Annotated in this window: 19 protein-coding genes and 1 other RNA gene; 1 reads left to right on the top strand and 19 read right to left on the bottom strand. The window is 57.3% G+C overall.

Annotated elements, in window-relative coordinates:
• Window positions 1-10 precede the first annotated feature (10 nt).
• The 17 genes from ftsZ to rnpB form a co-directional block, all read right to left on the bottom strand.
• Complete coding sequence (gene ftsZ / locus GCD22_RS01415; RefSeq protein WP_010641217.1) at window positions 11-1180, bottom strand: cell division protein FtsZ; 1170 nt, start codon at window positions 1178-1180, stop codon at window positions 11-13.
• Between the two features lie 41 nt (window positions 1181-1221).
• Window positions 1222-2511, bottom strand: coding sequence for a cell division protein FtsA (gene ftsA, locus GCD22_RS01420; RefSeq protein WP_031569570.1), 1290 nt, complete (start codon window positions 2509-2511; stop codon window positions 1222-1224).
• 30 nt (window positions 2512-2541) lie between these two features.
• Window positions 2542-3396: a cell division protein FtsQ/DivIB gene (locus GCD22_RS01425; RefSeq protein ID WP_031569568.1), complete on the bottom strand. Its 855-nt coding sequence runs from the start codon at window positions 3394-3396 to the stop codon at window positions 2542-2544.
• Complete coding sequence (locus GCD22_RS01430) at window positions 3389-4315, bottom strand: D-alanine--D-alanine ligase (RefSeq protein WP_031569566.1); 927 nt, start codon at window positions 4313-4315, stop codon at window positions 3389-3391. The genes GCD22_RS01425 and GCD22_RS01430 overlap by 8 nt, the downstream gene beginning before the upstream one ends.
• Window positions 4308-5195: a UDP-N-acetylmuramate dehydrogenase gene (murB, locus tag GCD22_RS01435; protein WP_031569564.1), complete on the bottom strand. Its 888-nt coding sequence runs from the start codon at window positions 5193-5195 to the stop codon at window positions 4308-4310. Before murB ends, GCD22_RS01430 begins: the two co-directional genes overlap by 8 nt.
• The gene (gene murC / locus GCD22_RS01440) at window positions 5192-6586 is read right to left on the bottom strand and encodes a UDP-N-acetylmuramate--L-alanine ligase (protein WP_031569562.1); all 1395 of its coding nucleotides are present in this window, start codon (window positions 6584-6586) and stop codon (window positions 5192-5194) included. Before murC ends, murB begins: the two co-directional genes overlap by 4 nt.
• Window positions 6579-7661, bottom strand: a complete 1083-nt coding sequence (gene murG, locus GCD22_RS01445; protein ID WP_031569560.1) for an undecaprenyldiphospho-muramoylpentapeptide beta-N-acetylglucosaminyltransferase — start codon at window positions 7659-7661, stop codon at window positions 6579-6581. The genes murC and murG overlap by 8 nt, the downstream gene beginning before the upstream one ends.
• Window positions 7654-8829, bottom strand: a complete 1176-nt coding sequence (ftsW, locus tag GCD22_RS01450) for a putative lipid II flippase FtsW (RefSeq protein WP_031569558.1) — start codon at window positions 8827-8829, stop codon at window positions 7654-7656. The genes murG and ftsW overlap by 8 nt, the downstream gene beginning before the upstream one ends.
• Complete coding sequence (gene murD / locus GCD22_RS01455) at window positions 8826-10175, bottom strand: UDP-N-acetylmuramoyl-L-alanine--D-glutamate ligase (protein WP_031569556.1); 1350 nt, start codon at window positions 10173-10175, stop codon at window positions 8826-8828. The genes ftsW and murD overlap by 4 nt, the downstream gene beginning before the upstream one ends.
• 1 nt (window position 10176) lies before the next feature.
• Window positions 10177-11259 (bottom strand): phospho-N-acetylmuramoyl-pentapeptide-transferase, encoded by a 1083-nt coding sequence (gene mraY / locus GCD22_RS01460; RefSeq protein ID WP_031569554.1) that lies wholly within the window; start codon window positions 11257-11259, stop codon window positions 10177-10179.
• Entirely contained in the window at window positions 11259-12611 is a 1353-nt protein-coding gene (locus GCD22_RS01465; protein WP_081577449.1) for a UDP-N-acetylmuramoyl-tripeptide--D-alanyl-D-alanine ligase, read from the bottom strand. Before GCD22_RS01465 ends, mraY begins: the two co-directional genes overlap by 1 nt.
• On the bottom strand, window positions 12608-14059 hold the full coding sequence (locus GCD22_RS01470) for a UDP-N-acetylmuramoyl-L-alanyl-D-glutamate--2,6-diaminopimelate ligase (RefSeq protein ID WP_031569552.1): 1452 nt from the start codon (window positions 14057-14059) through the stop codon (window positions 12608-12610). Before GCD22_RS01470 ends, GCD22_RS01465 begins: the two co-directional genes overlap by 4 nt.
• Window positions 14046-15824, bottom strand: coding sequence for a peptidoglycan D,D-transpeptidase FtsI family protein (locus tag GCD22_RS01475; protein ID WP_031569550.1), 1779 nt, complete (start codon window positions 15822-15824; stop codon window positions 14046-14048). Before GCD22_RS01475 ends, GCD22_RS01470 begins: the two co-directional genes overlap by 14 nt.
• Window positions 15821-16084 (bottom strand): cell division protein FtsL, encoded by a 264-nt coding sequence (gene ftsL, locus GCD22_RS01480; RefSeq protein WP_024893343.1) that lies wholly within the window; start codon window positions 16082-16084, stop codon window positions 15821-15823. The genes GCD22_RS01475 and ftsL overlap by 4 nt, the downstream gene beginning before the upstream one ends.
• Window positions 16074-17027, bottom strand: a complete 954-nt coding sequence (gene rsmH / locus GCD22_RS01485) for a 16S rRNA (cytosine(1402)-N(4))-methyltransferase RsmH (RefSeq protein WP_031569548.1) — start codon at window positions 17025-17027, stop codon at window positions 16074-16076. The genes ftsL and rsmH overlap by 11 nt, the downstream gene beginning before the upstream one ends.
• A 2-nt stretch (window positions 17028-17029) precedes the next feature.
• The gene (gene mraZ, locus GCD22_RS01490; protein WP_024893345.1) at window positions 17030-17485 is read right to left on the bottom strand and encodes a division/cell wall cluster transcriptional repressor MraZ; all 456 of its coding nucleotides are present in this window, start codon (window positions 17483-17485) and stop codon (window positions 17030-17032) included.
• Between the two features lie 321 nt (window positions 17486-17806).
• An RNA gene (rnpB, locus tag GCD22_RS01495) (RNase P RNA component class A) lies at window positions 17807-18151 on the bottom strand.
• A 137-nt stretch (window positions 18152-18288) separates the two neighbouring features.
• Between rnpB and GCD22_RS01500 the strand changes: the two genes are divergently transcribed.
• Window positions 18289-18555: a hypothetical protein gene (locus GCD22_RS01500; RefSeq protein ID WP_010641245.1), complete on the top strand. Its 267-nt coding sequence runs from the start codon at window positions 18289-18291 to the stop codon at window positions 18553-18555.
• Here GCD22_RS01500 and GCD22_RS01505 read toward each other — a convergent pair.
• Both GCD22_RS01505 and GCD22_RS01510 read right to left on the bottom strand, forming a co-directional pair.
• Window positions 18527-19867, bottom strand: a complete 1341-nt coding sequence (locus GCD22_RS01505) for a tRNA nucleotidyltransferase/poly(A) polymerase family protein (RefSeq protein WP_031569546.1) — start codon at window positions 19865-19867, stop codon at window positions 18527-18529. The two genes, GCD22_RS01500 and GCD22_RS01505, sit on opposite strands and share 29 nt — an antisense overlap.
• Before the next feature lie 4 nt (window positions 19868-19871).
• The gene (locus GCD22_RS01510) at window positions 19872-21605 is read right to left on the bottom strand and encodes an AMP-dependent synthetase/ligase (RefSeq protein WP_031569545.1); all 1734 of its coding nucleotides are present in this window, start codon (window positions 21603-21605) and stop codon (window positions 19872-19874) included.
• Between the last annotated feature and the right edge of the window lies 1 nt (window position 21606).

The raw sequence follows: 21606 nt of genomic DNA on the forward strand, positions 1-21606 counted from the left end.
GGTACCGACCTTAGTCAGCCTGGCGGCGCAGAAAGGCAGGTATATCCAAATCGGCAAAATCCTGAACCCCGGAGCTACGGTTAGAGGTTGAAGCTGGTGCCGGACGTTCGTTATGACGCATACCCACGGGTATGTCGAGATTGCGCCAGTCGGAAGGGGTGCTCGGATTGCCGGCACTGGCAGCCCCACGACCCCGGATGTTCTCCACGGCCAAACGTACAGGTTCGCGTTGCAAACCCGTAGCCACTACAGTGACGCGTAACTCCCCATCCAGGTCAGGATCCAGCACTGTACCGACCTTCACATTGGCGTCATCTGCTGCATAACCGCGAATCAGCTCGCCGACTTCCTGGAATTCGCCCAGGGTCAGGTCCATACCTGCCGTGATGTTGACGAGAATACCGCGTGCCCCGGAGAGGTTGATGTCGTCCAGTAACGGGCTAGATGCGGCGCGGGTCGCTGCATCTCTGGCGCGGTTTTCACCCTTGCCACTGGCGGCACCCATCATCGCCAGACCCATGCCTGACATGACCGTACGCACATCGGCAAAATCCAGGTTCATCAGGCCGGGACGGGTGACCAGCTCGGAGATACCCTGCACCGCGCCCAACAAAATGTTGTCCGCTGCCTGATAGGCATCCTTGAGACTGATGGATGTGCCCAGAACGGCCAGCAGCTTCTCATTGGGAATAATGACCAGAGAATCGACATGCTGGGAAAGTTCGTCGATACCGGAAAGTGCATGCTGCTGGCGTTTTTTGCCTTCAAAATTGAAGGGTTTGGTTACCACACCAACCGTCAGAATGCCCATATCCCGGGCAATGGCAGCAACAACAGGAGCAGCACCCGTACCGGTTCCGCCACCCATGCCGGTAGTGATGAATACCATATCCGCTTTTTCGAGGGCTGCACGAATATCATCGCGACCTTCTTCCGCTGCCTTGCGGCCGACTTCCGGATCAGCCCCGGCGCCCAGACCACGGGTAATCTGCGCACCCAGCTGAATGGTGCGGCTGGCCTGTGAGTGACGTAAAGCCTGGGCATCCGTATTGGCGGTGATGAATTCCACCCCTTCCAGACCCGCTCCGCACATGTTGTTGATGGCGTTACCACCACCACCGCCGACGCCGATGACCTTGATGACGGCGCCGTCCTGTTCGCATTCGTTCAATTCATACATAATATTTCTCCTGATTCGTTAAGTATGAGTGTTGGTGGGGATCAGCCGAAGCTGGTCTGGACCCAGTTGCGCATTTTCCGGAAAACACCGCCAAAGCTGGTGTCCATGCCGGCATGTCCCTGGCCCTGATCTTCATAGGCCGCCCTGGGCTGGACGACAACGGCGGCTTCGCCTTGTCCGGCGGGTTGATTATGTAATCCGTACATGACCAAGCCTACGCCCGTGGCATGTCCAGGTACCCGAACCACGTTTTCCATCCCCGGCAAATGCATGGGTTCACCGACGCGAACCGGCAGGTGAAGGATTTCTTCTGCCAGTTCGGCAATGCCTTCCAGACGGCTGGAACCGCCGGTAATGACGACGCCAGCGGCAATCAAATCTTCATAGCCGGTGCGTCTTAGTTCTGCCTGGATGAGTTCAAACAATTCCTTGATGCGGGGCTCAATGATGTCACCGAGAATGCGCCGGGAAATGGTGCGGGGCGGGCGGGTGCCGACGCTGGGGACCGAGATTTCATCATCCTGCTGAATGAGATCACCCAGAGCGCAACCGTATAATTTCTTGATTTGCTCAGCTTCGACGGGTGGGGTGCGAAGACCCAGGGCAATGTCATTGGTCACCTGATCTCCGGCGATGGGAATGACGGCCGTATGGCGGACGGCCCCATCGCGGAAAATGGCGATATCGGTAGTCCCGCCACCAATATCCACCAGACAAACACCCAGCTCTTTCTCGTCCTGGGTAAGCACGGCGTCTGCCGAGGCCAGCTGTTCGAGGACCAGATCCTGGACTTGCAGTCCGCAACGTTCCACACATTTGGCGATATTCTGGGCGGCACTGACAGCACCCGTAACAATATGTACCCGGGCTTCCAGGCGTACTCCCGACATGCCGACCGGTTCGCGAACCCCTTCCTGGCTGTCAATCATGAATTCCTGGGGCAGAATATGAATGACGTTCTGATCCTGCGGGATCACGATGGCGCGCGCCGCGTCCATGACCCGACCTACATCATCATTGCTGACTTCCTTGTTTTTGATGGCGACAATACCGTGGCTGTTGTAGCCGCGAATATGTCCGCCGGCGATGCCGACTACCGCGCCATGAATCTGCACACCGGCCATGAGCTCGGCTTCCTGCACGGCACGGGTGATAGCCTGAACCGTGGATTCAATATCCACGACAACGCCTTTTTTCAAGCCCCGGGAGGGGTGCTGACCAACACCGATGATTTCTGCTTCACGACCACCTTTGGACTGCGCAACAATACAGGCCACTTTGGAAGTACCAATATCCAGGCCGACGATGAGTTCCTGATGTCCACGTTTCATTTGCTTTCTCTCCTTCGGATCCGGGATCCGTTACTGACTGTTGACGGTGGTCGCTGAGGGCATGGCGACCGCAAAACCATTGGTATAGCGAAGATCCATTGTGGCTCCGGCTACCAGGTATTCCTTGACCTGGGGGGCAATGGCCACCCAGCGTTTTAAAGCGGGTATCACGTCCTCGCTGCCCAGCAGCAGGCGAACCTGATTATTGAGAATGCAGCGCCATCCACCCCTTTGGTCTTCCTGAAGGGAAACGACCTTCAGGCCCAGTGGGGCAACAATGGAATTAAATTTCGCCAGTTGCGCGAGGAGTTGGCTGCCACTATCGGCGGGTCCGGCTAGATTGGGGAGTCCATTGGGTACTTGTGCTGGGGGAACGCTGAACACTTTTCCCTGGGCATCGACCATTTGCCCGGCACCACCCAGCCAGCGGGCGACCGGCGTGTAGGGTTTGATATTGACCGTCAGGCGGTCGGGCCAGACCCGCCGCACCTCGGCATCGGCGACCCAGGGCAGGGCATCCAGAGAATGGCGGATTTGTTCGGGGTTCGCCCACAGAAAGCCACGCGCCGCATAGGGCTTGAGAACCGTGTTGATTTCGGCCAGAGGAATTTTGGGAGAACTGCCGGTAATGGTCAGGGTGTTGATGGGCATCAGGGAGGGTTGCTGGAGCCATTGCCATCCGGACCATCCTCCCCAGGCGAGAATGCTGATACTCAGTCCACCCGCAAGGAACTTTCCATAAAGCTTCCAGGGCAGGGGCTTATGGGCTTTGGCAGCGGCCTTGACGGGTGCCGTCCGGGGAGCGGCTTTGGGTTTTTCCTTCAGGGTGGCTGCTGGCCGTTGTGGCTGTTGTCCGTGGCGATAATCACGCATGACACTAACCATGATTCACTCTCCTCTGCGCCGTACGCAGTATGGTCTTGCATAATTCGGGGAAATCCATGCCCACAGCTTTGGCGGCCATGGGTACGAGGCTGTGGCTGGTCATGCCGGGAACGCTGTTGATTTCCAGAAGATGTATTTTCCCGGATGCACTGATCATGAAATCGACCCTGCCCCAATCTCTGCCACCCAGTTCGGCAAATGCCCGGAGAGCCAGGGCCTGCAGTTCGGCATCTTTGCCGGCACCCAGTCCAGAAGGCAGCAGATAACGGGTATCCTCGGCAAGATATTTGGCATCGTAGTCATAAAAGGCGTGCGGGGTTTCAATGACAATGGGTGGAAGGGCTTTACCATCGACAATGCCGACCGTGGCTTCATGACCAATGACAGCCGCTTCACAGAGAATTTCATCCTCGAGAGCAAAAGCATCCGTTATGGCTTTCTCCAGTTCTTCCGGCCCATTCACCCGGCTGACGCCGAGGCTGGAACCACCATGATTGGGTTTGATATAAAGCGGCCAGGTAAAGTTTGCCGCGAGATCAGGTCGCGGATCGTGCTGCCGCATCAGCATTCCTTCCGTTACGGGGAGGCCGGCGGCTTTCCAGATCTGCTTGGAACGCCACTTGTCCATGGCCAGTGCCGAACTCAAGACGCCGCTCCCGGTGTAGGGAATGGCAAGGGTTTCAAGGACGGCCTGGAGGAGGCCATCCTCGCCAATGGCGCCATGGCAGACATTGAAGGCGATACGGACGCGTTCATCCTGCAACTGCTGTTGCAGCCGCGCTGGTTCAATATCAATGCCCAGTGCTTCCATGCCACTGCTGCGCAGGGCATCAAGGACTGCCGCAGCACTCAGCAATGACACCTCGCGTTCGCCCGAGGGGCCACCGTATAGGACGGCTATGCGGATGGATTCAGCCATGCTTCACCTCCCCCAGAATGCACATTTCGACTTGCAGCCGGATGCCGAACTGTTGCTGGACCGCTGATTGTACTTCCTCCACCAAGGCCTCAATGTCAGCCGCCCGGGCATCGCCCCGGTTGATGATGAAATTGGCATGCTGGCTGCTGACTTCGGCCTGCCCACGGGCTTTTCCCTTTAACCCGGCCGCTTCAATCAAGCGGGCCGCGTGGTCCCCCGCCGGGTTACGGAACACCGAACCACAACTGGGCCATTCGAGAGGCTGAGTGGCGGCGCGTTTCTCCTGCCAGGCGCGCAAGCGTTGCATGACTGCCGTACTTTCTTCGGGGATCAGGCGGAGTCCGGCCGCAACAAAGCAGGCGTCACCATGGCCGCGAACCTCCCGATAGCCAATCTGGAAATCCTGAGGAGCAAGACGCTGGATTTCACCATGGGGATGAATGACTTCCACCCATTCCACCAGACTCCAGGTATCGCCTCCGTGGGCGCCGGCATTCATGCTCAGGCAGCCTCCCAATGTGCCGGGAATACCCGCCAGAAACTCTGCGCCGGCAAGCCCTGCCTTGGCCGCAAAATGGGCAATTTTTACCGCACCTGCACCGGCGCCGACCCGCAGCAGATCATTTTCTGCCAAAACGATCTGATCCAGGGTGTTGGCGAGGCAGATGGTGGTCCCGCGCAGTCCGGCATCGCGCACCAACACATTACTGCCCAGCCCTATCCAGGTGAGCGGCGGAACCGCAAAATGTCTTAAAAATCCTTGCAGATCTTCCAGGGTGCCGGGTAGATAGAAGCGATCAGCCGGTCCTCCAACCCGCCAGCTGGTATGGCGTTGCATGGATTCTCCCAGGCGCAGGCGGCCACCAATGACCGGCATCATGGGGTGGCCTCCGCAAATACTTCGGCCCATTGACCCGCCAGACGGGCAATGCTGCCAGCGCCCATGGTGAGTAGCACCGCGTTCGCAGGCAGTAGTGCGCGAATCTGCGCGGGGGCATTGAGCAGCTCCGGTAAATAGTGAACGCTTATTCCCTGGGCACGCATGGCCGCGCTGAGTGCCTGACTGCTGACTCCGGGTAAGGCTTTTTCGCCCGCACTGTAAATATCGGTGAGTATGACCAGATCGGCCTGGGCCAGACTGTGGACAAAATCGCCAAACAAGGTCTGGGTTCGGCTATAGCGATGGGGTTGAAAGGCGACTACCAGAGGGCGATCAGGCCATACGGCCCGGGCGGCGCTGATGGTGGCGCTCAGTTCGCGGGGGTGGTGACCATAATCGTCAACAATGGTTATGCCGGTAAACTCGCCGACCTGTTCGAAGCGTCTACCTACCCCGCGAAAATCAGCCAGGGCACTGCGAATGGTCTGTTCGCTCACCCCGACCTTGCTGGCAATGCCGATGGCGGCAAGGGCATTGAGTACGTTGTGTTGTCCGGGAATCCCCAGCTCTACATCCAGCCAGTGCACATAGTCATTATCCACCCGCCGCCAGACCTCAAAGTGACTGCCCACTCCCTGGACGGTCACATTACGGGCCTGCAGGTCCGTATCTGCACCGAATCCATAACGCAGCACCGGCGTGCGTAATTCCGGAATCAGGCCGGCGACCATGGGCTCGTCCGTACAGAGCACGGCAAGACCATAGAAAGGCAGGCGCTGCAGAAACTGCAAAAAGGCATTGCGCAAATTATCGAGACTGTCGCCATAGGTTTCCATGTGGTCGGCATCAATATTGGTGACGACGGCCATGACCGGAGCAAGATACAAAAAGGAGGCGTCCGATTCATCGGCTTCCGCCACCAGGTATTCACCGCTGCCCAGGGCGGCATGGGTGCCAGCACTTTTCAACCGACCACCAATCACAAAAGTGGGATCCAGACCGGCTGCGCCGAGAATGCTTGCGACCAGGCTGGTTGTGGTCGTTTTGCCGTGGGTTCCGGCAATGGCGATGCCCTGTTTGAAGCGCATCAACTCGGCCAGCATTTCGGCGCGCCGAATCACGGGAATACGTGATTCCCGGGCTGCCTGTACTTCTGGATTGCTGTCGGGAATGGCCGAAGAAATCACGACGACATCAGTGCCGCGCACATTGGCGGCTTCGTGACCCGAGAAAATCCGCGCACCCAGATCAGTAAGGCGCAGGGTCGAACTGCCTGGCTGCAAATCAGAACCGGAAACAGCATAGCCAAGATTAAGCAGAACCTCGGCAATACCACGCATGCCGCTGCCACCTATTCCGACCATATGAATCTGTCTGACCCAGTTACGCATGGCTTACTCCTTCGGGGTGCATACAAATTCGGGCGACGGCTGCAGCGGCATCCCCCCGGCTTTGTTGTCTGGCCGCTTCTGCCCAGCGCAGGCGTAAAGCCGGATCGTTGAGCAGGGGGCTGAGAATATCCCGCAATTCCCGGGCATGGAGGTTTTCCTGGCGAAGCATTCGCGCGGCTCCAGCGCTTTCCAGAAACTGCGCGTTGGCTGCCTGATGATCATCCACGGCAAAGGGAAAAGGTACGAGAATGGCTCCCAGCCCTGCCGCTGCCAGTTCGGCGACGGTGGCAGCGCCAGCGCGGCATAGTGCCAGATCCGCCCAGCCCAACGCGACACTGATATCCGGGATGAAAGGCTCGACGCGGGCGTCGATACCTGCCGCCGCATATTCGGCTCGGGTGCTTTCGCAATGATCCTTGCCGGTCTGGTGCCAGATTTGTGGGCGTTGTTCCGTGGGCATGGCTGCTATGGCGGCGACACTGACGCTATTCAGCGCCTTGGCTCCCTGGCTGCCGCCCATAATCAATAAACGTGCAGGCCCCTGATGACTGGCGAAGCGCTCCTGCGGCATGGGGAGTTCGCGGATACTGCGGCGTACCGGGTTACCGACCCATTCACCCCCGGGCAAGCGCGCCCCGGGAAATCCCAGAAAAACATGTTTGGCCAGGGGGGCCAGCAGACGGTTGCTCAGCCCGGCGATGGCATTCTGCTCGTGCAGGCACAGTGGACAACCCATGCTCCAGGCCGCCAGGCCTACGGGGGCCGTCACGTAGCCGCCCATACCCAGCACGGCCTGGCTGTGGGTTTGTTGAATGATTTTCCGGGCCTGAACAACGGCCTTGCTGACCCGCCAGGGCATGCGCAACCAGCGTCCCACGCCTTTTCCGCGAACACCTTGCATGTCGATGGTATGCAGGGGATAGCCGCGTTCGGGGACCAGGCGCGCCTCCATCCCGGCAACGGTTCCGGCAAAGGCCACTTCCACACCCTGATCGCGTAACATGTCGGCGACCGCGAGAGCCGGAAATACGTGCCCGCCAGTACCGCCTGCAGCAATGAGGACGCGTTCAGCCATGCTGTACCTCCTTCTGCATCTGCTCTGTTTGTTGGGCGGAAAGCGCCGGATAACGACGACTGACAGCCAGAACCACACCCAGAGAGGCACAGAGAAATACCAGCGCACTACCGCCGTAACTGATTAGTGGCAGGGCAAAACCCTTGGTAGGAAGAGCGCCAAGGTTGACGCCCATGGACATGACCGCCTCACCGCCGAACCATGTCAGCGTGCCATAGCAGAACAGGGCAAAAAAAGCATCTCCGGCGGCAGCAGCGCGGCGTCCGATCCGATAAATACGCCAGCAGGCCACACTGTAGAAAATGGCCAGTGCCCATACCCCGATCATGCCCAACTCTTCGCCGATCACTGCCAGAATGAAATCCGTATAGGATTCTGGCAGATAAAAGTATTTCATGATGCCATCGCCGAGGCCGACCCCGAAAATACCACCCCGGCCAAAGGCAATCAGGGACTGTACCAACTGAAAACCCGCTCCGTAGGGATCTGCCCAGGGATTCTGGAAAGCGGTGATGCGGGCAAGCCGGTAGGGGGCTGATACGGCAAGAATTCCCAACGCGCCACCGGCAACAATGCCTGCCAGTAGAACGTAAGTAATGGGTAATCCGCCCAGGAACAACATGACGCCAGTGAGCAGTACCACCATCGCAAATGAGCCAAAATCGGGTTGTAGTAACAGCAGCAACCCCAGCAACCCCAGCACCACAAAAATCGGCCAGAGTCCTTCCTTGAATTTGCCGAGGAGCTCGCCTTTGCGCACCACATAACGTGCGAGGAATAAGAGCAGGGCAAATTTCAGCAGTTCTGAAGGCTGCAGGCGGACAATGATGAAATTGATCCAGCGATGTGAGCCGTTGACGGCAACGCCGATGACCGGCAAAAACACCATCACCAGGGCGATCAGGGAAATGATCATGAGGGGAAAGGTCATGCGTTCCCAGAAGTCGAGATCAATACGGCTAAAATAGTACAATACGGCGGCGGCCAGAATGACATAAAGGCCCTGACGTTCGGCAAAAAAGAACGGATTACCGGTTTCATGCTGGGCAATGGGCGCGCTGGCGGAATACACCATGATCAGACCAAAACCCAGTAGTACCAGAATGATCCACCACAGAATGGTATCTGCCGGGCCGTTTTCGGCCAGCCACCAGCTTGGACGTTTCATGATTTCCCTCCAGCCAGTTTCTGGACAGCTGCAGTGAACTGCTGCCCCCGATCCTGATAATCCCGGAACATATCGGTACTGGCGCAGGCTGGTGAAAGCAGAACCTGATCTCCGGGCATGGCTCTGGATGCGGCTTTAAGAACCGCATCCTGCATGCTGTCGGCGTAATCTACCGGAATGACATTTTCAAGCATTTGCGCGATTTTTTTGGCATCCTTGCCGAGTACAACAGCGGCGCGCTGATCACGGCAGGCTTGCTGCAACGGACTGAGATCCGCGCCCTTGGCATCGCCACCGAGAATCATCACCAACGGTCCGGATAAGCCGCTCATGGCTTTGAGCGTGGCACCCAGATTGGTTCCCTTGGAATCATCGTAATAATTGACCCCCTGATATTCGGCGACCCAGGCCAGTCGGTGTGGGAGACCGGAAAACTGGCAAAACACTTCCTGAATGGCAGCAAGTGGAAATTGGGCCGCTTCGGCCAGGAGCGCTGCGGCCAGTGCGTTTTCGATATTGTGTCCGCCCTGCATACGCAGATCGGCTGCGGGAAGCAGGGCTCCGCTGTTGCGCAGCGTGAGCCGGTCATTCAGTACATAGGCATCACTGCGCTCATCATGAACAGCAAAGCAACGGATGGCCACGGAGTCTGGGACTTGTCCGGGCAAGCTCGACGTAAAGGCATCTTCGCCGTTCAAAACCAGGACATCACCGGCATTCATGTTCTGAAAAATTCGGGCTTTGGCTGCCCCGTACTGCGCGTAGTCACCATGCCAGTCCAGATGGTCGGGACTGAGGTTCAAAATGGCAGCCACCCGGGGTCGAAAAGTCGTACAGGCATCCAGCTGAAAGCTGGAGAGTTCGAGGATATACCAGGCCGGTTCAGGGCCAGATTCTGGTAATAACTCCAGTGCCGGAGTCCCCAGGTTGCCACCGGTCGCAACCATTATTCCGGCTTTTCGGGCAATTTCGCTGACCAGCGTGGTAACGGTGCTTTTACCATTACTACCGGTGATGGCAATGATGGGTGCCGAGGCTAGCAGTGCAAATAATTCAATATCACCCATGACGGTGATTCCCGCCTTTCTGGCCTTTTGCAAGGCCGGCAGGGTAGGAGCAAGACCGGGGCTGAGCAGAATCAGATCGCTGTCCAGAAGCAGATTTTCAGGAAGCGCCCCGAAATGAAAAGTGACTTGGGGATATTGCGTACGGAGGGTGTCAGCATTTTCCAGGTGGCGGGTATCCGCCACCTGACAATGTCCACCCAGGCGCAGAGCGGTGTTCAGGAGTGATTGTCCGGTTTTGCCGAAGCCGAGGATGAATACCTTTTTGCCGTTGAGTTTCATGTCAGCGGATCTTCAAACTGGAAAGGCCAATGAGCACGAGAATCACGGTGATAATCCAGAAACGCACGGCTACCCGTGGCTCTGGCCAGCCTTTTTTCTCGAAATGATGATGAATGGGCGCCATGCGAAACACCCGTTTGCCCGTCAGCTTGAAGGAGGCCACCTGAATCATCACCGACAGGGTTTCCATGACAAAAACCCCACCCATGATGACCAATACCAATTCCTGTCTGGCGATGATGGCGACAATGGCCAGGGCGGCACCGAGGGCCAGTGCGCCGGTATCGCCCATGAATACTTCGGCCGGATAGGTGTTGAACCAGAGAAAGCCGAGCCCGGCACCAACCAGTGATCCGCAGAAAATCAGCATTTGTCCGGAACCCGGCACCCAGGGCAGATCCAGGTAATGGGCGAATACAGAATTTCCTGAAACATAAGCAAATATTCCCAGGGCTGCAGCCACCATGACGGTTGGGACGATGGCCAGCCCGTCCAGGCCATCAGTCAAATTGACGGCGTTGGAGGTGCCGACAATAACGAAGTAGCTGAAAATGATAAAGCCGAACCCCAAGGGAATCAGGACATGAGGTACAAAAGGAATAATCAGGCTGGTTTCTACGGGCTTATTGGCCAGTCCATACAATACTCCAGCTGCAGCTAGGGCAAACAAGGACTGCAAACCATATTTGGCGCGGGCGGATAAACCTTTGGTGTTTTTACGCCGCAGCTTGCGCCAGTCGTCAATAAAACCTATGGCGCCAAAGGCAAAAGTAGTGACGACCGCCACCCAGACCAAAGGATTGCGCAAATCTGACCAGAGCAGGGTGGTAATGATGACAATCAGCAGAATCAGGGCCCCGCCCATGGTCGGCGTCCCCTGTTTGCTGAAGTGGGTTTCCGGCCCATCATTGCGTACCATCTGCCCGATTTTGTAATAGCGCAGACGGGCAATGAAAAAGGGGCCAATAACCAGGGAGAGGACCAGCGCGGTCAGTATCGCCAGTACGCCCCGTAGGGTCAGATACTGAAACACGTAAAAACCGTGGTATATATGGCCGAGTTGCATGAATAGTGCGTAGAGCATCAGGCGTCTCCAGCCACGAGTGCCTGAACGACACGTTCCATGTGTGCAGCTCTGGAACCTTTTACCAGCACTACCGTTTCCGGATTGAGATGGGGCTGCAGAGCATCAATCAGGGGGGGCAGTTCCATAAAATGCTCTGTACCGGCTGCAAACGCTTCGGCGGCTTTGGCAGCCAGTTGTCCCAGTCCGTAAACCGCATCAATGCCCAGCTGATGGGCCAGAATTCCTGCCTGCCGGTGATAAACTACCGTATCGGGACCCAGTTCACCCATATCTCCGAGTATGAGAATACGCTGGCCGGATTGGGCGGCAAGAACACGTAATGCGGCCTCTAATGAAGCTGGATTGGCGTTGTAGGTGTCATCCAGAACCCGGCAGCCGCCCCTTCCGTTGCGCCATTGCAAGCGCCCGGGGATGGCTTCCAACGCGGCCACAGCACGCTGAATCTGAGGGATGCTGATATCCAGGGCCAGTGCGGCGGTGACGGCAGCCAGGACATTGGCACCATTATGTTTTCCCGGGAGCGGGACTTCGAGGGTGAATTCGCCCTGGGGGGCGCGTACATCCAGTTGGCCGCTGCTTCCTGAACGATCCTGCCAATGTCCACGGACGCGTACCGGGAGGTTGTTCAGACTGAAGCGCCACACTTCGCCCGGAGCTTTTTCTGCCCAGAAGTCGGCAAATTGATCGTCACCATTCAAAATGCTGATGCCACGATTGTCCAGTCCCGAGAGAATTTCGCCCTTGGCCGCCGCGACGGCAGCCACAGTTCCGAGTCCCGCCAGATGGGCGGGGCCGGCATTGTTGATGAGGGCCAACGTTGGTTTGGCCAGTGCGCTGAGCAGGGTGAGTTCGCCGGGATGGTTCATGCCCATTTCCAGTACCGCATAGCGATGTTCCACCCCCAGTCTTGCCAGGGTCAGGGGCACGCCAATATGGTTGTTCTGATTGCCTTGAGTGGCCAGTACGGGGCCGCTTTCGGCAAGGATGGCTGTCAGGACTTCCTTGACCGTGGTTTTGCCACAGGAGCCGGTAACCGCCAGCACCGGTATGTTGAAACGCTGGCGCCAATGCTGTGCCAGGCTTTGCAAGCTTTGCAAAGTGTCCTTGACCACTACTCCGGGCGCATCCACCTGACGGTTGCTGAGTACGGCGGCCGCGCCCTGGGCTAAAGCTGCCGGAACAAAGTCGTTCCCATCAAAGTGTTCTCCGGTCAGTGCAACAAACAGTTTGCCAATCATGGGTTGGCGACTGTCCGTGGCAATGCCGTGTATTTCGTCCTTTCCCTGGCTGCCAGGCAGAAGCTGGCCACCGGTGATGCGGGCTATTTCGTTGAGGGAGTAGCGCATCATGGGCGCAGTGCCTCCATCGCTACCTGTTGGTCATGAAACGGAGTTTTCTGACCCATGATTTCCTGGGTGCGTTCATGTCCTTTACCGGCAATCAACACCCAATCCCCACTTTGGGCCTGGTGGATGGCCTGGTGGATGGCCGCTGCCCGATCATGAATGACCTCAATGGCCTCAGGGTGCTGCATGCCCGCGAGAATGTCGCGAATAATGTCGTCGGCATTTTCACTGCGGGGATTATCATCTGTAAGCGTGACCCGGTCGGCCAGAAGTTCGGCAACTTTTCCCATTTCCGGACGTTTTCCCCGATCCCGATCGCCGCCGCAGCCGAAAAGCACATGGACCTGTCCTTTGGCGACGGCACGTATGTCCTTCAAAACCCGTTCCAACGCATCCGGAGTATGCGCGTAGTCGATCATGACCTGTGCCTTGCCGGATATTGCCGGCAGGCGCTGATAACGTCCCTCGGGCAAATCTAGATGGTGAACGTCTGCGTCACTGACTTTCCAGCCCATCCCATGGGCGACGGCCAGGGCGGCCAGGAGGTTTTCGACATTGCTCTGCCCGAGGAGCGGACTACGTAATTGCCGCAGACCTTCCGGTGTACCCAGGGTCAGGAGCGTACCACTGGCCCCGGCATGTATTTCTCGGACCTGAAAATCCCAGGCCCCCGCTCCAAAACCCAGAACATTGACGGAGGGATCGATTTGCTGCGCAATTTGTGCAGAAAAGGGATCATCCCGATTCAGTACGGCCAGTTTCAGATCGGGAAATTTGAACAGACGGGCTTTGGCAGAGCCGTATTGATCCATGTCGCCGTGAAAATCGAGATGATCACGACTGAGATTGGTAAACACGGCCGCAGCAAATGGGACGGCAGCTACCCGGCCCAGGGCCAGGGCATGGGAGGAAACTTCCAGCGCGATGACCTTGGCCCCCCGATCCCGGAGCGAGGCCAGCGTCTCCCAGAGTCGAACGGCTTCCGGGGTGGTGTTGGCATGGGGGACGAGGGCATCAACCGGCCCGTAGCCCAAGGTTCCGATAATCATGGCTGGTTGGGGGGCGAGTTCGGCAATCAGCCGGGTGACGCTGCTTTTGCCATTGGTGCCGGTGACGCCGATCAATAGCGGTGCTGCTCCTTCATCCCAGCGATGCCAACGGCGCAAGGCCTGGCCGAGCTTGTCGCGGAGCTCGGGAGTCTGCCAGCAGGCAGGGCCATTGACTTGCGGAATGACGGCTTCGTGCCCGGCTTCCAGCACGGCGGCCACGGCCCCCGCCTTCCAGGCTTCTGCCAGAAACTGATCGGCATCGCCACGATGATTGTGTAATCCCACGTAGAGCATGCCCGGCTGCAAGCGGCGGGTATCTGTTTCGATGCCGGTTACAGCCAGTTCCCTGAAGGCGTTAGGTACGGCATCAAATAGCCGGGATAGGGGTTCAGTGCGCTGCATCACCCGCTCCTTCTGCCCACTGCTGGGCCTCGGTGACAGTGCGGTATGGATATTCGGCAGTGGTTTTCAGAAGGCCCGGGTCTGGTTGAATGCCCATGCTTTGCAGGGCAGCTGCCATGGTCACCCGAAATACCGGTGCCGCCACGACTCCACCATAGCGCCATCCCTGGGTCGGGGCGCGGACCACGACAGCCATCACCAGGCGCGGGTCCTGAGCAGGGGCAAAGCCCACGAAACTGGTGTTTACCTGGTTTTTATGGAAGCCGCCTTTACCGTTGGCCATGATGGAAGTTCCGGTTTTGCCCGCCACTCTGTAACCCGGGATGCTGGCCAGAAAGCCGGTACCGCCCGGACTGGTAACGCCGCTCAGCCATCGGCTCAGTCGTGCGGCAGTGCTTGCAGGCATGATCCGAACTCCGTTTACTGAGCGGGTATCCTGGCGGATCAGGGTGGGTGCTATATACACCCCTTGATTGGCAATGGCCGCATAAGCGGCCGCCAGTTGCAGGGGAGTTACCGATAAACCATATCCGTAAGCCATCGCCGCTCTGCGGGCAATATCCCAACCCTGCCAGGCCGGCAGCGTCCCCGGACTTTCTCCGGGGAGCCCGAGGCCGCTGTCTTGTCCAAAGCCAGCCTGATGGAGCATTTGAAAAAGATCCGCCGGAGGGGTGCGCAATGATATTTTTGCGGCCCCGATGTTGCTTGAATATTTAAGGACTTGCGCCAGATCCAGATTGTTGTGACGGACATCATCCTGGATACAGAAACGCGCAACTCGAAAACAGTTGGTGTTGACGTTGAAAGTACTGTCGGGCTGGATACTGTTATCGTCCAGTGCCGCTGCAATGGTGAAGGGTTTCATCACGGAACCGGGTTCAAAGGTGTCGGCCACAGCCCGATTATTATAAAGACCAGCCTGATAATCGTGGCGATTATTGGGGTTGAAAGCAGGATAACTGACCATGGCCAGCACTTCACCGGTCCGGGCATTCATGAGCACCGCTGCCCCGGAACGGGCCTGGAAGCGTTGTACGGCCGAGGCCAGAGCGGTGTAAGCCACATACTGGAGATTGCGGTCAATGCTCAAAGTCAGGACTTTGCCGGGCTGGGCAGAATGGGCAGGGCCGTGCAGGCTCAGCGGGTGGCCGTAATTGTCACGCAACCCGGTTTCTTCCCCCGCCTTGCCGGTTAACCACTGGTTATAGGTCAACTCCAATCCTTCAATGCCTTTACCATCTACATTGGTAAAGCCAATCAGTGGGGCCGCAATGCTTCCGGCAGGATAATAACGGCGATTCTCGTTGAGGCTATGCAGGCCGGAAATATGCAGTGCCGATATTTTTTCGGCTCGTTCGGGACTGATCTGGCGGGCGATAAAGGCAAAGTGGCTACCACCCGCATGGACACGGGCATCGAGTTCGTTGACGCTGATTCCCAGGGCGGAAGCCACAAGCGGCCATTGATTTTCCTGGTGGGTGAATACTTGCGGATCTACCCAGAGGGTTTTGACTGGTACGGACAAAGCCAGTGGCTTGCCATCGCGATCAACAATGGGTCCGCGTTGCACCGGCAACGGAAAATGACGCAAATAGCGTTGGGCTCCCTGGTCGCGTAAAAATGGACCATGTTCCACCTGGGCACGCCAGGCCTGAGCCATGACTGCAGCAAAGGCGAGTGTTACGGTTGCCCAAACGGCCGTCGCCCGCCACGCCGGTAATGGGCGTGCGGGGATTTTGGCCGGATAGGCAGAAGTCCGGGTCACTGCGCTTTCACCATGACAATCTGACTGTTTTTGGGGGCGCTCAAGCCCAGCTTCTGCCGGGCGATATCCCCGACCCGCGCATTGGAGGCGAGTGTGGCCTGCTCCAGTTGCAGCTGTCCCCAGCGATTATCCAGGGCAAAATGTTTCGCCTGTGCTTCCTGCAAGGCAATAAACTGGCTTCGGGTGCTTTCCCGTGCAGCTACTATACCGAGCAGCGTTACCATGATGAGAATGGCGAGAATTACCGTATTACGCCGCATGACGTTCACTCCTTTCGGCCACTCTGAGTACCGCTGAACGGGAACGGGGGTTCATCTGAATTTCTTCCGTACTGGCATGAATGGCCTTGCCGACGGCGGACCATGGTAAGGGTGGGATTTCCGCTGCGCGCAAGGGCAGGTCGCTGCTGACCCGAAACGCATCTGCCCGGAAAAAGCGTTTGACCATGCGATCTTCCAATGAATGAAAGCTGATGATGGCCAGGCGTCCGCCAGCACGCAGTACCGCCATGGCCTCTGGAAGAAACTGTTCCAGCTCTTCCAGTTCATGGTTGATAAAAATACGAATGCCTTGAAAACTGCGCGTTGCTGGATTCAATCCGGAGTCGTGACGGGGAATGACCTCGGCGATGAGTTCGGCAAGCTGACTGGTTCGCTGCAAAGGGGTCCGCTCGCGATATTTGACGATTTTGCGGGCAATGGCGCGGGCAAATCGTTCTTCACCGTAGTTTTTCAGTACCTGGCGGATTTCTGTTTCAGGAGCACCGTTCAGCCATTCGGCGGCACTGATGCCGCTGCCGGGATCCATGCGCATGTCCAGAGGACCGTCACGGAGGAAGCTGAAGCCACGTTCGGCTTCGTCGAGTTGCGGAGAAGAGACACCCAGATCGGCGAGAATCGCATCCACGGATTCCCAGCCAAGACTTTCCACAACGCTGCGGATTTCACTGAAGCGTGCCTGGCGGATCAGTACCCGCTCATCGTCGGCAAAGCGGTCTTGCAGTGCCGCGATGGCGCTGGGGTCGCGGTCCAGAATCAATAGCATATCCTGATGCTGAAGCTTTTCCAGCAATGCCGCACTATGCCCGCCACGTCCTCCGGTCACATCCACACAACGTCTGGCTGAGCCCTCGCTGAGGGCGGGTTGGAGCATGGCGACGCTTTCCTGCAGAAGTACCGTAATGTGAGATCCGGACGCGGGCATGTTCACAGGATGAGATCTCCCAGGCTGGCAAATCCATCGTTATTGTTCAGGCTGTTTTCCTGGTAACGATCCCAGCATTGGGCATCCCAGATTTCGAATTTGTTGATTTGACCGACGACGACCAGTTCCTTGTCGATTTCTGCGAAGCGGCGCAGATTGGGTGAAAGTAGGATGCGTGCCTGACTGTCGAGACGCATTTCTTCTGATTGGCCGACAAACATCCGCTGAAACTGGCGGGCGGCGGGATTGTTGCTGGGGAGTTCGGCTACTCGGGCTTCCACTTTTTCCCAGGTGGGAAGGGGGTAGGCCACCAGGCAATGTTCCCCCGGGCGGCTTTGCACATCAATGGTGACGACAATCTGACCGTCGCAATGGGCATTCAGCCAGTCGCGGAAGCGGGCCGGGACGTTCATGCGTCCCTTGCTGTCGAGATTGTGCCGGTGCGTTCCCCTAAACATTTTGCGTTTTACTCTCCAAAACCTTCCACTTTGACCCACTTTTCCCCACAAGCTGAAGAATAGAGGGCGCACATCTGGCTGTCAAGAAGAAATATTGAATAATTACGGCATGTTAGAGCATGTTGATAAAGCTCTATAAAACACTTTAAAGGGTTCTTGTAATCATTGGATTATGCAGTACAAAGTGATTTTGAACGTGTTTGACAGAAAATCAGCAGAGCAGCTGTATGTGCCATGATGTAAATAAATTATCTATTTATTTCATGCAGTTGGGTCGTTGTGTCGGTATTTCTGCCGGAAGCAGATGACGCAAGGAATAAAAATTGGAGTGGGCCGATAAGCCGGGTTCTGTCGTGGACGACCATTCCTCTAGGCCTGCACTTACGCACAGGCTCCAGCAATCTACCCGCATGCACCGCGGACCACGGTATCGCATGCCTATTTGATCTTGCTCCAGGCGGGGTTTTCCCTGCCATTTCCGTTACCGGAAATGCGGTGCGCTCTTACCGCACCTTTTCACCCTTACCGGCGCTTGCGCGCTTGGCGGTATATTTTCTGTGGCACTTTCCGTAGGCTCACGCCCCCCGGCCGTTAACCGGCGCCTTGCCCTATGGAGCCCGGACTTTCCTCCCCAGATAAATCTGCGGCGGTCGTCTGGCCCACTCCGAGGCGGATCATACGCGTTTTCAACAGGACTGTCAGAAGAAAAACCATCCATTTTGCGAACTATACTTTGTTCACATGAATGGGTGGTGTATCGGGTATCCAGGTAACCGGTACTGTTTGCTGAAGGAGTGAATATTATGATTACTGACAATTTTCTGGATGAAGCACGCGATGTTCCCTCAACTACGCCGATGGAAAGAGTGGTGGCCTGGTCCATTTTCCGCAGTCGGGAGGACGCCAGAAAACTGCTCGACCATGTGCATTTGGCGCCCGGGCAGGCGCTGGTAGGCGGGCACGGTCAGGACAGTGTGGCCCCTTATTGGTGGGTTGGTGTGCAGGTACAGGACATGAGCCAATGGGGCAATGCTACGGCGGTTAACAAGCGGGGTCGTTTGGGAGATTGATGGCGGGGATCAGGCCATGTAATGCCCTGAGCAGGGTTTCCTTGTTTTGATGGTTGCCCAAAACCTGTCTCTGGTAGGCGCTGCGCAGGGCCTTGCCGAGTTCTGGTCCCGGAAGAACGCCAAGGTCCATGAGATCGTCGCTACGGATCAGCGCTTCAGGAAGTGTCTCCCAGAGCCCCAGTTTCTGCCAGATTTCGCGGGCTCGCACGATGGATGCCGTATCGCTATGACCTGCACCCCGTGCATCGGCCTGGGCAATATCTAGGAGCAGGCTGCGGTCAGGAACGCGTAGAGCCAGACGCGCATAGGCCGGTTGCTTGGCCCGATCCCGAAACAGGGCGTGGGGAGCCCCGTGCCAACGGAGTAATGGTAAAATCTGCCGTTGTAGATGTTGTCCGGGAAAATAACGATTCAGGAAGTCGCGTGCCCGGGCAAGGGAATGCTCATGCCCTATGGCCCGCCAGCGATTTTGTGGATCGCGCCGGGTGCTGTCGGCTTTACCCAGATCATGCAAGAGCGCTGCCAGCATCAGGATGAGGTCGCGTGCGGGCTGGCCTTGGCGCAGGTTGGCGGCTTCGGCAAGCACTTTTCCCGTATGTATCCAGGCATCACCTTCAGGATGCGCATCTGGACGCTGGGGTACGGCCTGCAGTGCTTGGAGGGCAGGGAATGCGCGAATGCTACCGGTGAGTGCCAGTGCATCCCAGGCTGCCCGCAGGTTGCAGCCACGCAGCAGGAGCGCCTCCCATTCCTTGCGCAGCCGTTCAGTAGGGATTTCCGACAGTTGCTCCGCCAGTTTTTGGCAAAGTGCGATGCTGCTTGCTACGAGATGAAAATCCAGTTGCCCGACCAAACGCGCAGCCCGGAATGCTCTGAGAGGGTCATCAGCAAAGGTGCCGGGATTCACGATGCGCAGTCGTTTTTTCTGCAGATCGCGCAGCCCACCCACAGCATCCAGTATTTGTCCGGAGCAGCAGTCCCAGGCCAGGGCATTGACCGTAAAATCACGACGCTGGACAGCAATGGACCAGGGCAGGTGCGGGTCTGTCTCGCCGCGTGTTTGGGGCAGGGTAAATTCCGCACCGCCAGCGACCCAGACTGCACAGCGACCACCCACCCGATGTGCAGCAAAAGGCGCCAGGCATTCTTCCAGTCGCGTTTCATTCAGCGCATGGATTTCCATGTCCCAGTCATGGATGGGCAGGCCTAACAGACTGTCGCGAACCGCACCGCCGACCAGCAGCGTCCTTGCCCCCGCACGTTCCAACGCGTTGATTATTGGCGTCAGTTTTGGCGGGATGAATATTTCCATAAACCTAGTTTTTGCGCATCTCGGTTAATAATTCGGCATAGCGTTCGGCCACAACCCGACGTTTGATTTTCAGGGTGGGTGTTACTTCACCATGAGCTTCACTCAGCGCTTCCGGCAAAACGGCAAAACGCCGTACCTGTTCATAGGAAGGCAGATCCTGCAGGGCGGTATGAATGCTTTCCTGAAGAGCCTTGCGCAGGACACTGGTGTCCGGCTTCGCGCCAAAACGCGCCTGCACCTGTTCCGGGTTGGGGAAAATCAGGGCGCTCAGGTAGGGAAGGCGGTCTCCAAAAACGACGGCCTGACTGATAAGCGCCTGGGCCATCAGGCGCATTTCAATTTTTTGTGGAGGAATGTTTTCGCCCGCCGAATTGACGATCAGATCTTTTTTGCGATCATAAATAGTCAGGTATCCATTTTCATCAAGGCTGCCGACATCACCGGTGTGTAGCCAGCCATCCACGATGGTTTCCCGGGTGGCACCGTCATTATTCCAGTAGCCGGTCATGATAGATGGCCCGCGCACCAGGATTTCGCCATCGGCGGCAATACGACCTTGCAAATTAGGCAGGAAGCGGCCGACGGTTCCTGGTCGGATATCATCCAGAGGATTGGCGGCGATGACCGGGCTGGTTTCGGTCATGCCATATCCCTCTACCACAGGCAGGCCGATGTCCAGAAAAAAACGGGTGATATCTGTATCCAGCGGAGCGCCTCCGGAAACGAAAAAGCGCAGACGTCCTCCCAGTTTTTTGCGTAGACCGGAGACTAAAAGGCGACGCGCGACATACCGTTGCCATGGAGGGGCAGAGCGATTACTGTCACTTAACCCGGCGCCGCGCTGCATGAAACGACCGAGCAGGCCATGGCGTTCTTCAATACCACGCCGGACCCTGCTGTAAAGCAACTGAAAGACTCTGGGAACAGCAATGACGATATCAGGATGAGCCGCTTCCATATCGCGCAGGACGGTGTCGGGGCGTTCAGCATAAGCCACTTCCAGTCCGAGCAGGTAAGCGCCAAAATGCCCGGTCCCCCGCTCGAACACGTGTGACAGCGGCAGGATGGACAGCAGTCGCTGGCCGCGCCGCAAGGGGACTAAAGGCAAAAAACCGGCAATATTGCTGAGAATATTGCCATGACTGAGCATGACGCCCTTGGGCCATCCGGTGGTTCCGGAGGTATAAACAATGCTGGCAATCTGCTCACGTTGCAATTCGCCAAGGCGTTCTGCCAGCTCCTGTCTGTGCAGCGTGGTATTGTCCTGTTCGAGTTGTGCCCAGTATTTCAGGCTGGCGCTTCGGGCTGCGTCAGGGTTTCTGAGTAATATGCGTTCATGCGGGACCCCCCAACCCTCGCCACCCATTTTTTCCCACTCATTCTTGCCCTCCAGTAACACCAGTCCGGCACCACTATCCCCCAGAACGTAGTGAATTTCCCGGGGACTAAAACTGGGATAAAGAGGAACCGTGATGGCGCCAATGCTGAGAATGGCGAAATCCATAATGGCCCAGTCCATGGAGTTGGGGGCCATCAATATGACTCTTTCTCCTCTTTTGACGCCTAAGCGCAGCAAACCTTCGGCACGCGCCTGTACCCGGGCCTGAAAATGGGCGGCACTGACTTTCTGGAAGCCCTGGGGCTGGCGCTCCAGGGCAATACAGCCATCTGGATCCAGTGTGCAACGGGCGAACAGCCCTTCGGGCAGACTCCGAAAACGTCCAAGGTCTGCCACCATT

Origin of the sequence: Acidithiobacillus thiooxidans ATCC 19377, from assembly GCF_009662475.1 — a bacterium.
Taxonomy (GTDB): domain Bacteria; phylum Pseudomonadota; class Gammaproteobacteria; order Acidithiobacillales; family Acidithiobacillaceae; genus Acidithiobacillus; species Acidithiobacillus thiooxidans.

Bases quoted from the DNA above. Each gene is read 5' to 3' on its own strand.
- mraY (WP_031569554.1), bottom strand. From the start codon at position 11,259: ATGCTCTACGCACTATTCATGCAACTCGGCCATATATACCACGGTTTT.
- GCD22_RS01510 (WP_031569545.1), bottom strand. From the start codon at position 21,605: ATGGTGGCAGACCTTGGACGTTTTCGGAGTCTGCCCGAAGGGCTGTTC.
- GCD22_RS01500 (WP_010641245.1), top strand. From the start codon at position 18,289: ATGATTACTGACAATTTTCTGGATGAAGCACGCGATGTTCCCTCAACT.
- GCD22_RS01505 (WP_031569546.1), bottom strand. From the start codon at position 19,867: ATGGAAATATTCATCCCGCCAAAACTGACGCCAATAATCAACGCGTTG.
- ftsA (WP_031569570.1), bottom strand. From the start codon at position 2,511: ATGAAACGTGGACATCAGGAACTCATCGTCGGCCTGGATATTGGTACT.
- GCD22_RS01470 (WP_031569552.1), bottom strand. From the start codon at position 14,059: ATGCAGCGCACTGAACCCCTATCCCGGCTATTTGATGCCGTACCTAAC.
- rsmH (WP_031569548.1), bottom strand. From the start codon at position 17,027: ATGCCCGCGTCCGGATCTCACATTACGGTACTTCTGCAGGAAAGCGTC.
- murB (WP_031569564.1), bottom strand. From the start codon at position 5,195: ATGATGCCGGTCATTGGTGGCCGCCTGCGCCTGGGAGAATCCATGCAA.
- mraZ (WP_024893345.1), bottom strand. From the start codon at position 17,485: ATGTTTAGGGGAACGCACCGGCACAATCTCGACAGCAAGGGACGCATG.
- ftsW (WP_031569558.1), bottom strand. From the start codon at position 8,829: ATGAAACGTCCAAGCTGGTGGCTGGCCGAAAACGGCCCGGCAGATACC.
- murC (WP_031569562.1), bottom strand. From the start codon at position 6,586: ATGCGTAACTGGGTCAGACAGATTCATATGGTCGGAATAGGTGGCAGC.
- GCD22_RS01430 (WP_031569566.1), bottom strand. From the start codon at position 4,315: ATGGCTGAATCCATCCGCATAGCCGTCCTATACGGTGGCCCCTCGGGC.
- GCD22_RS01425 (WP_031569568.1), bottom strand. From the start codon at position 3,396: ATGGTTAGTGTCATGCGTGATTATCGCCACGGACAACAGCCACAACGG.
- murD (WP_031569556.1), bottom strand. From the start codon at position 10,175: ATGAAACTCAACGGCAAAAAGGTATTCATCCTCGGCTTCGGCAAAACC.
- ftsZ (WP_010641217.1), bottom strand. From the start codon at position 1,180: ATGTATGAATTGAACGAATGCGAACAGGACGGCGCCGTCATCAAGGTC.
- murG (WP_031569560.1), bottom strand. From the start codon at position 7,661: ATGGCTGAACGCGTCCTCATTGCTGCAGGCGGTACTGGCGGGCACGTA.
- ftsL (WP_024893343.1), bottom strand. From the start codon at position 16,084: ATGCGGCGTAATACGGTAATTCTCGCCATTCTCATCATGGTAACGCTG.
- GCD22_RS01465 (WP_081577449.1), bottom strand. From the start codon at position 12,611: ATGATGCGCTACTCCCTCAACGAAATAGCCCGCATCACCGGTGGCCAG.